Source organism: Mycobacterium sp. (assembly GCF_035499775.1).
GTDB lineage: Bacteria > Actinomycetota > Actinomycetes > Mycobacteriales > Mycobacteriaceae > Mycobacterium.
The window spans coordinates 1-8,843 of record NZ_DATJYB010000554.1 but is presented as its reverse complement, the minus strand read 5'-3'; the positions used below and the strand labels follow the sequence as shown (position 1 = coordinate 8,843).

General features: G+C 69.8%; 11 protein-coding genes and 1 pseudogene. 10 read left to right on the top strand and 2 right to left on the bottom strand.

Going from position 1 to position 8,843, the window contains the following annotated elements; genetic code table 11:
* The 9 genes from mltG to aroQ form a co-directional block, all read left to right on the top strand.
* A partial coding sequence (gene mltG, locus VML93_RS33805; protein WP_325617500.1) for an endolytic transglycosylase MltG occupies positions 1-713 on the top strand: 713 nt, incomplete at its 5' end.
* Positions 688-1,518 carry a shikimate dehydrogenase gene (locus tag VML93_RS33800; protein WP_325617499.1) on the top strand — a complete coding sequence of 277 codons (831 nt, stop codon included), beginning with the start codon at positions 688-690 and terminating at the stop codon, positions 1,516-1,518. The genes mltG and VML93_RS33800, both read left to right, overlap by 26 nt.
* Positions 1,519-1,529: 11 nt before the next feature.
* Positions 1,530-1,976 carry an A24 family peptidase gene (locus tag VML93_RS33795; protein ID WP_325617498.1) on the top strand — a complete coding sequence of 149 codons (447 nt, stop codon included), beginning with the start codon at positions 1,530-1,532 and terminating at the stop codon, positions 1,974-1,976.
* 1 nt (position 1,977) lies between these two features.
* Positions 1,978-2,310: a helix-turn-helix transcriptional regulator gene (locus VML93_RS33790; RefSeq protein ID WP_325617497.1), complete on the top strand. Its 333-nt coding sequence runs from the start codon at positions 1,978-1,980 to the stop codon at positions 2,308-2,310.
* Between the two features lie 58 nt (positions 2,311-2,368).
* Positions 2,369-2,800 carry a hypothetical protein gene (locus VML93_RS33785; protein ID WP_325617496.1) on the top strand — a complete coding sequence of 144 codons (432 nt, stop codon included), beginning with the start codon at positions 2,369-2,371 and terminating at the stop codon, positions 2,798-2,800.
* 59 nt (positions 2,801-2,859) lie between these two features.
* Positions 2,860-4,065, top strand: a complete 1,206-nt coding sequence (gene aroC / locus VML93_RS33780) for a chorismate synthase (RefSeq protein ID WP_325617501.1) — start codon at positions 2,860-2,862, stop codon at positions 4,063-4,065.
* A gap of 5 nt (positions 4,066-4,070) precedes the next feature.
* The gene (locus VML93_RS33775; RefSeq protein ID WP_325617495.1) at positions 4,071-4,613 is read left to right on the top strand and encodes a shikimate kinase; all 543 of its coding nucleotides are present in this window, start codon (positions 4,071-4,073) and stop codon (positions 4,611-4,613) included.
* Positions 4,610-5,686, top strand: coding sequence for a 3-dehydroquinate synthase (aroB, locus tag VML93_RS33770; RefSeq protein WP_325617494.1), 1,077 nt, complete (start codon positions 4,610-4,612; stop codon positions 5,684-5,686). Before VML93_RS33775 ends, aroB begins: the two co-directional genes overlap by 4 nt.
* Entirely contained in the window at positions 5,683-6,108 is a 426-nt protein-coding gene (aroQ, locus tag VML93_RS33765) for a type II 3-dehydroquinate dehydratase (RefSeq protein WP_325617493.1), read from the top strand. The genes aroB and aroQ overlap by 4 nt, the downstream gene beginning before the upstream one ends.
* A gap of 95 nt (positions 6,109-6,203) precedes the next feature.
* Here the strand turns inward: aroQ and VML93_RS33760 are convergent, their stop codons facing one another.
* The gene (locus tag VML93_RS33760; protein ID WP_325617485.1) at positions 6,204-7,007 is read right to left on the bottom strand and encodes a B-4DMT family transporter; all 804 of its coding nucleotides are present in this window, start codon (positions 7,005-7,007) and stop codon (positions 6,204-6,206) included.
* Between the two features lie 33 nt (positions 7,008-7,040).
* Between VML93_RS33760 and VML93_RS33755 the strand changes: the two genes are divergently transcribed.
* A complete protein-coding gene (locus VML93_RS33755; protein ID WP_325617483.1) occupies positions 7,041-8,153 on the top strand; it encodes a Xaa-Pro peptidase family protein in 1,113 nt (370 codons plus the stop codon).
* A 35-nt stretch (positions 8,154-8,188) separates the two neighbouring features.
* Here the strand turns inward: VML93_RS33755 and VML93_RS33750 are convergent.
* A pseudogene (locus VML93_RS33750) lies at positions 8,189-8,843 on the bottom strand (hypothetical protein); the annotation flags it as partial.

Sequence of the window (8,843 nt, the reverse complement as noted above, 5' to 3'; positions counted from 1 at the left end):
TGATCTCGCGGGCGACCTGCGTCGATCTCGACGGCAACAAGAAATGCGTTGCGGTGGATGATCTGCGCAACGTCGCCGCCAAGAGCAGCCTGATCGAGCTGGCGGTGCCGCCCTGGGCGATCGAGCCGGCCAACGAGCTGGGTAGCGACCATCGCCGGATCGAGGGTCTGATCGCGCCGGGGACCTTCAACGTCGACCCGACGGCCTCGCCGGAGAATATCCTGGCGGGCCTGATCGGCGCTGGCGCCGAGGAATACACGAGATCCGGGCTGGTGGACACCGCCCAATCCCTGCACCTGTCGCCGTACGACATCCTGGTGGTGGCGTCGCTGGTGCAGCAGGAAGCCGATATGCAGGATTTCCCGAAGGTCGCGCAGGTCATCTACAACCGCCTGCACATCCATCACACGCTGGAGTTCGACTCGACGGTGAACTACCCGCTGGACCGCCGGGAGGTGGCCACCACCGACGCCGACCGGGCCCAGAAGACGCCGTGGAATACCTATGTGTCGCAAGGGCTTCCGGCCACCGCGATCTGCTCGCCCGGCGTCGATGCGCTGCACGCCGCCATGCATCCCGAGCCGGGGGACTGGCTGTACTTCGTCACCATCGACAACCAGGGGACGACGCTGTTCACCAAGGACTATAAACAGCATCTGGCGAACATCGAGCTGGCCAAGCACAACGGTGTCCTCGACAGCGCGCCCCGCTAACTCAGGGCCCCGCAAAGCGGCCGTTCTCGGCTCGCCGATCGCGCATTCCCGCTCGCCGCAGCTGCATCTGGCCGCGTACCGCGCGCTGGGCCTGCGCGACTGGACCTATGACCGCATCGAGTGCACCGCCGAGGAGTTGCCGGGTCTGGTCGGGGGCTTCGGGCCGGAGTGGGTCGGGGTGTCGGTGACCATGCCGGGCAAGTTCGCCGCCCTGCGCTTCGCCGACGAGCACACCGCGCGTGCCGAACAGGTCGGCTCGGCCAACACCCTGGTCCGCACGGCGCGCGGCTGGCTTGCCGACAACACCGACATCGACGGTGTCACGGGGGCGCTGGGGCCGGTCTCGGGGCGCGCGCTGGTGTGCGGATCGGGCGGCACCGCGCCGGCGGCCGTCGTGGGGTTGGCGCACCTCGGCGTCACCGGCATCACGGTGGTGGCGCGCAATCCGGACAAGGGGGCCCGGTTGGTGGACCTCGGCACCCGGATCGGCGCGGACGTCCGGTTCTGCGGCCTGGACAGCGCGATGCTGGGCGACGAGGTGGCCGCCGCGCGGGTGCTGGTCAGCACCATCCCGGTTGACGTGGCCGCGCGCTATGCCGGCACCTTCGCCGCGATCCCCGTCCTGCTGGATGCCGTTTACGACCCGTGGCCCACACCGCTGGCCGCCGCGGTGGCCGCGGCGGGCGGCCGGGTGATCAACGGCCTGCAGATGCTGCTGCATCAGGCGTTCGCGCAGGTCGAGCAGTTCACGGGGCTGCCCGCACCCCGGGCAGCGATGACTTGCGCACTGGAGGAATTGCTCTAGCGTGCCCGGGCATGCGTATCGCTCTGGCATTGGTGGCGCTGGCCTGGTTGGCGGTGTTGAGCCGCTATGACATCGCCGAACGACGGTTGCCCAACCTGCTGACGCTGCCGGGAGCGGGCGTGATCCTGCTGGCCGGCGGGCTGGCCGGTCGGGGGCTCCCGGCGCTGGCCGGGGCGGCGGCACTGACCGGGGCGTATCTGCTGGTGCATCTGGTGGCGCCGACGGGGATGGGCGCCGGCGACGTCAAGCTTGCGATCGGCCTGGGTGGTCTGGCCGGTTGCTTCGGCGTAGCGACATGGTTTCTGGCGGCACTGGCCGCGCCGCTGCTCACCGCGCTCTACGGGATGGTTTGTCGGGTGCGTAGCGTCCCGCACGGTCCGTCGATGTGCCTGGCCACCGCGGGGGCGTGTGCCCTGCACTGGAGAGATGTTCTCATATCAGATCTGTTATATTTTTAACATGGCGGGCTACCGTGGAAATTACGGCGGAAATTTGATCCGAGAAGCGCGGCGTCGCGCCGGACTGACTCAGGCGGAACTCTCGGCGCGCGCCGGGACGGCTCAACCCGCCATTGCCCGGTGGGAGTCGGGCGGTGTCGCCGTCAGCCTCGACGACGTGATCCGGCTGATCCGGCTGTGCGGCCTCGACCTCGAGTTCCATATCGTGCCGCGCGACGACAGCGACTCCGCCCAGGCCGCGCGCCTTGCGCGCTTGTCCGGCCCGGAGCGACTACACCGCCACTCGCAGTTGACCCGGCAGTTCCGGGAACTGCGCGCGGCAGGCGAGTCTTGACGTGGAACTCAACCTGGCGAGACTGTTCGAGGTACTCGATCGCCACGGAGTCAAGTACGTGCTGATCGGCGGCCTTGCCGCCGTCTACCACGGTTCACCCTTTCCCACCGAAGACGTCGACATCACCCCGGAAGTCACTCGCGCCAATCTCAGCCGCCTGGCTGCTGCGCTCAACGAGCTCAATGCAAGGGTCCGAACCGAATCCGGGCCGGAAGGTCTGCCATTCGCCTGTGATGCCCAAGGATTGGCTGCGGCGCAGACCTGGAATCTCATGACTGATGCCGGGGACCTCGACGTCGCCCTCCAGCCATCGGGCACCCGCGGCTACCGAGATCTCCGGCGTGACGCCCTATCGGCGGAAATCTACGACGTCACAGTGCAAATTGCCGCACTCGCCGACATCATCCGATCCAAACAGGCCGCCAACCGTCCCAAGGATCAACGAGTGCTGCCCACCCTCCGCGAAATCCTCGCGAACCGAACCGGCTGAACACGCGGCGCGCCGACGGCGACGTGGGGCCAGACAGGCACCGTGGGAAGATGGTTCACGTGTTGCGCTGGATCACCGCCGGGGAATCGCACGGCCGCGCGTTGGTGGCCGTGGTCGATGGCATGGTCGCCGGCGTGCAGGTCACTTCCACCGACATCGCCGACCAGCTGGCCCGTCGCCGGCTCGGTTACGGCCGCGGCGCGCGGATGAAGTTCGAGCGCGATGCGGTGACCATGCTGTCCGGGGTACGGCACGGCGTCACGCTGGGCGGGCCGATCGCCATCGAGATCGGCAACACCGAGTGGCCGAAGTGGGAAACCGTGATGGCCGCCGACCCGGTCGACCCGGCCGAGCTGGAAAACAGTGCGCGTAACGAACCGCTGACCCGGCCGCGGCCCGGCCACGCCGACTACGCGGGGATGCTCAAGTACGGTTTCGACGACGCCCGGCCGGTGCTGGAGCGGGCCAGCGCCCGGGAGACCGCCGCGCGGGTCGCCGCGGGCACCGTCGCGCGCGCGTTCCTGCGCCAGGCGCTGGGAGTCGAGGTGCTCTCTCATGTCATCGCGATCGGGCCGTCGGCACCCTACGACGGTCCGCCGCCGCGCCCCGAGGACCTGGCCGCGATCGATGACAGTCCGGTCCGCGCATTCGACAAAGCCGCGGAAGCCGCCATGATCACCGAGATCGAAGCCGCCAAGAAGGACGGCGACACCCTGGGTGGGGTGGTGGAGGTCGTGGCCCTGGGCCTGCCGGTCGGGCTGGGATCGTTCACCAGCGGGGACAATCGGCTGGACAGCCAGCTGGCCGGTGCGGTGATGGGCATCCAGGCGATCAAAGGCGTCGAGATCGGCGACGGCTTCGAAACCGCGCGCCGCCGCGGCAGCCGCGCCCACGACGAGATGTATCCGGGACCGGACGGCGTCGTCCGTTCGACCAACCGGGCCGGCGGCCTGGAAGGCGGCATGACCAACGGCCAGCCGCTGCGGGTGCGCGCGGCGATGAAGCCGATCTCCACGGTGCCGCGCGCCCTGGCCACCGTGGACATGGCGACCGGCGACGAGGCCGTGGCCATCCACCAGCGCTCCGACGTCTGTGCGGTGCCGGCCGCCGGAGTCGTCGTCGAAACCATGGTGGCCCTGGTGCTGGCCCGTGCGGCGCTGGAGAAGTTCGGCGGCGATTCGCTGACCGAGACGCGGCGCAACATCGAGGCCTACCAGCGTGCTGTCGCCGACCGGGAGTCGCCGGCCGTTCGAGTGTCGGGTTAGCCGGCATGGCACCCAAAGCGGTACTCGTGGGCCTGCCGGGCTCGGGGAAATCGACGATCGGGCGGCGGCTGGCCAAGGCGCTCGGCGTCGGCTTGCTCGACACCGACATGATGATCGAGCAGCGGACCGGGCGCAGCATCGCCGACATCTTCGCCACCGACGGAGAGCAGGAATTCCGTCGCATCGAGGAGGACGCGGTGCGCGCGGCGCTGGCCGAGCACGACGGCGTGGTGTCGCTCGGCGGCGGCGCCGTCACCAGCCCGGGGGTGTGTGCGGCGCTGGCCGGCCACGTCGTCATCTACCTGGAAATCAGTGCCGCCGAAGGCGTGCGGCGCACCGGCGGCAACACGGTGCGGCCACTGCTGGCCGGACCTGACCGGGGAGAGAAGTACCGTGCCCTGATGGCGAAGCGGATCCCGTTGTACCGGCGCGTCGCGACCATCAGGGTCGACACCAACCGCCGCAATCCCGGGGCGGTGGTCCGCTACATCCTGTCGCGGCTACAGGCACCAGCCACCACCCCGCCGACAAGTCAGGTCGCGAAATGACCCCTGTCACCGTCGAGGTGGCCGTCGACCCGCCATACCCCGTGGTGATCGGCACCGGCTTGTCCGGCGAGCTGGAAACGCTGCTTTCCGACCGGCACCGGGTGGCGATCCTGCATCAGCCGGTGCTCGGGGACACCGCGGAGGCGATGCGAACCCGCTTGGCCGACAAGGGCGTCGACGCGCACCGTATCGAAATCCCGGACGCCGAAGCCGGCAAGGATCTGCCGGTCGTGGGATTCATCTGGGAAGTGTTGGGCCGCATCGGACTCGGCCGAAAGGACGCGTTGGTCAGCCTCGGCGGCGGGGCCGCCACCGACGTGGCCGGGTTCGCGGCGGCCACCTGGCTGCGCGGTGTGTCGATCGTGCACGTGCCCACGACGCTGCTGGGCATGGTCGACGCCGCCGTCGGCGGCAAGACCGGCATCAATACCGAGGCCGGCAAGAACCTGGTCGGCGCGTTTCATCAGCCGCTCGCCGTGCTGGTCGACATCGCGACGCTGGAGACGTTGCCGCACAACGAGATCGTCGCCGGGATGGCCGAGGTGGTCAAAGCCGGGTTCATCGCCGACCCGGTGATCCTGGACCTGATCGAAGCCGACCCGCAGGCCGCCCTGGACCCGGCGGGTGACGTGCTGCCGGAGCTGATCCGGCGCGCGATCGTCGTCAAGGCAGAGGTGGTCGCCGCCGACGAGAAGGAGTCCGAGCTGCGCGAAATCCTGAACTACGGCCACACTTTGGCCCACGCCATCGAGGCTCGCGAGCATTACCGGTGGCGGCACGGGGCCGCGGTGTCGGTAGGCCTGGTGTTCGCCGCGGAGCTGGCCAGGCTCGCCGGGCGCCTCGACGACGCCACCGCCGAGCGGCACCGCAGCATCCTCACCTCGCTTGGCCTGCCCACCGGCTACGACGCCGACGCGTTGCCGGAGCTGCTGGAATACATGGCCGGAGACAAGAAAACCCGGGCCGGTGTGCTTCGGTTCGTGGTTCTGGACGGGCTGGCCAAGCCGGGCCGGCTGGCGGGGCCAGACCCGTCGCTGCTGGCGGCCGCCTATGCGGGACTGGATGAGTCATGACGGTGAACATCATCAACGGCCCCAACCTGGGCCGGCTGGGCCAGCGTGAGCCCGCGGTCTACGGCAACACCACCCACGATCAGCTGGTGGCCATCATCGAACGGGAGGCCGCCGCGCTTGGCCTCAAAGCTGTTGTGCGGCAAAGTGACAGCGAAGCCCAGCTGCTGGATTGGATCCATCAGGCCGCCGACGCCGGCGAACCGGTGATCCTCAACGCCGGGGGACTGACCCACACATCGGTGGCGCTGCGCGACGCTTGCGCCGAACTACGCGCACCGTTGATCGAGGTGCACATCTCCAATGTCCATGCCCGCGAGGAGTTTCGGCGCCACTCCTACATCAGCCCGGTTGCGACCGGAGTGATCGTCGGGCTGGGCGTCCAAGGCTATCTGCTCGCCTTGCGCTTCCTGGCTTCCGGTTGATCCCGCCGGCGAGGGTGCGCAAAATGTCAGCTGTACCGCCCGGCGTGTCGCCGTACATTTGCGCACGCTCGCGAGCTGCGAGCGAGGGCGGCCGGCTAGTCTCTGCGCGGCCGCTTGTCTTCCCTGGTCGCGTTGGGATCCAGGTTGATCACCTCGGTGGGTGACTCGCTGCCGCCGGTGTTCAGCACGTCGGTACGCGATTCGTGATCCCTGGTATTGATCACCTCGGTGCGCGAATCGTGTTCCAGAGTGGGGGCCGCCTCGGTGTGCGCCTGGTGTTCCATGGTGGGCGCCATCTCGGTGCGCGCACCGCGTTCGGCGGTGGCCACCGCCGACGTGCGCTCCTCGGTCTGCACCCCGCCGCGGCCCACCGGAATCTCCCCGGTCGGCGAGTCGTCGGCGCGGACCGCGGAGAACACGTCGGTGTCGGACCGCTCCTTGCCGGCGGCAAGGCCGTGGTGTCTGACCGGCTGCTTCGCGTATTGCCGGTCGACCAGCCAGCGGCCGGTAGCCGCGCCGATGATGGCGGGCACGAAAACGATCAGAGCGGTGAAGGCCGCGAACGTCGTCACCTCGCTGATCAGCCCACCCGTGTAGAGCCCCTTGTAGAACATCGAAATGAGCCAGGACACCGCGCCGCTGAGGATCCCGGCCACGATGCCGGCCAGCAACCAGGTCATCGCCAGGTCTTCGCGGCGGTCCGGATCCGGATTGGCATTGGCGTCGGCGCGGCCGTCGGCAAGCCCCCAGATAATGACCCCGATCACGAACAGGACCAGCAACGCCAAACTGATCACGCCCGACATCGTCGGCCAGGCGTTGATCACCGCGCCTTGAATCAGACGAAGGACCACCATCACTCCGGCGAAGAAGAGCCCGCGCACCATCCAGTTCCTCATGGGGCACCAGCGTAGCGAGTAGCGTCAAGAGTCGTGACACATTCCCAGCGTCGACACAACCTCAGCACCCAAATCGTTGCCAAAGGGCTGGACGCGATGCTGGTCACAGACCTGGTCAACGTTCGCTATTTAACGGGTTTCACCGGGTCGAACGGCGCGTTGCTGCTATTCGCCGACGACCGGGAGCCGGTGCTGGCCACCGACAGCCGCTATCGCACCCAGGCCGCCGAGCAGGCGGTCGGGCTCGAAGTCGCCATCGACCGGGCCTGCGGGCGCCACCTGGTAGCGCGCGCCGCAGAGGGCGGTGTGGGCAGGCTGGGCTTCGAGAGCCATGTGATCACCGTTGACGGTTTGGACGCGCTCACGGGCGCGCTGGACGGCAAGAACACCCAGCTGGTGCGCGCCTCGGGAAGCGTGGAGGCGCTGCGCGAGGTCAAAGACGCCGGCGAGCTGGCGCTGCTGCGACTGGCCTGCGAGGCGGCCGACGCCGCGCTGACCGATCTGATCGACCGCGGCGGGCTGCGGCCGGGCCGGACCGAACGCGAGGTGAGCCGCGAGCTGGAGGCGCTGATGCTCGACCATGGCGCCGACGCGCTCTCGTTCGAGACGATCGTGGCCACCGGACCCAATTCGGCGATCCCGCATCACCGGCCGACCGACCGGGCGCTGGCCACCGGCGACTTTCTCAAGATCGACTTCGGTGCGCTGGTCGCCGGATATCACTCCGACATGACCCGCACATTCGTGCTGGGTTCCGCCGCTGATTGGCAGCTGGAGCTGTATCAACTGGTGGCCGAGGCGCAAAAGGCGGGCAGGGAGGCGTTGCGGCCGGGCGCCGGGCTGCGCGAGGTGGACGGCGCGGCGCGTCAGCTGATCGCCGACGCGGGCTACGGCGAGCAGTTCGGTCACGGTCTCGGACACGGCGTCGGCCTGCAGATCCACGAAGCGCCGGGAATCGGGGCCACATCCGCCGGGACACTGCTCGGGGGTTCGGTGGTGACGGTGGAGCCCGGTGTTTATTTGCCCGGCCGTGGCGGCGTGCGCATCGAGGACACGTTGGTGGTGGCCCACGGCACCTCGCAAACCGCCGGGCAGACCCCGGAATTGCTGACCCGGTTCCCGAAGGAACTGGCCATTCTGACTTAGCCGGCGCTGCGCGCCGCAGTAGGGCTCGCCTGCACCTAGGGGGAGCCGGATCCGCCTGGCCCGCCGCCGCCGCCGATTCCGCCGACGCCGCCCACGGAGCCGGCGGGCCCGCTGCCGGCGAGGCCCGTGTCGCCGTCGGTGCCATCGGCGCCGGGGTTGCCCGAGGAGCCCTTGCCTCCGGTGCCGCCGGTGCCTCCGGTGCCCCCGGTGGCGCCGGTTCCGCCGGTGACGTCGCCATTGCCGCCGGTGCCGCCTGTGCCACCGGTGCCGCCAACCCCGCCGGGGCCGCCGGTGCCCAGCACGCTGGAACCGCCGGCACCGCCTTCGCCGCCTCGGCCGCCCTGGGCGCCGTTCCCGCCGTCGGTCGGGCTGAACTGCAACACGCCGTTGGCGCCGAGTCCGCCGACGCCGCCGTCGCCGCCCTGGCCGCCGGTACCGCCGGAGTCGCCGTTGGGGGAGTCGCCGCCTTGCCCGCCTTTGCCGCCGGTGCCGCCGGCGCCCGCCGACCCCACCTTGCCGACCTTGCCGCCGCCGTCGCCGCTGCTGCCTCCGGTGCCGCCGCCGCCGCCGTCGCCGCCGTGGCCGCCGGTGCCGGCGTGGGTGCCGTCATAGGCGCCGCCGCTCCCGCCGTTGCCGCCGAGGCCGCCGGCGCCGCCGTCGCCGCCGTGGCCGTTGGTTGCGCCGGCGAAG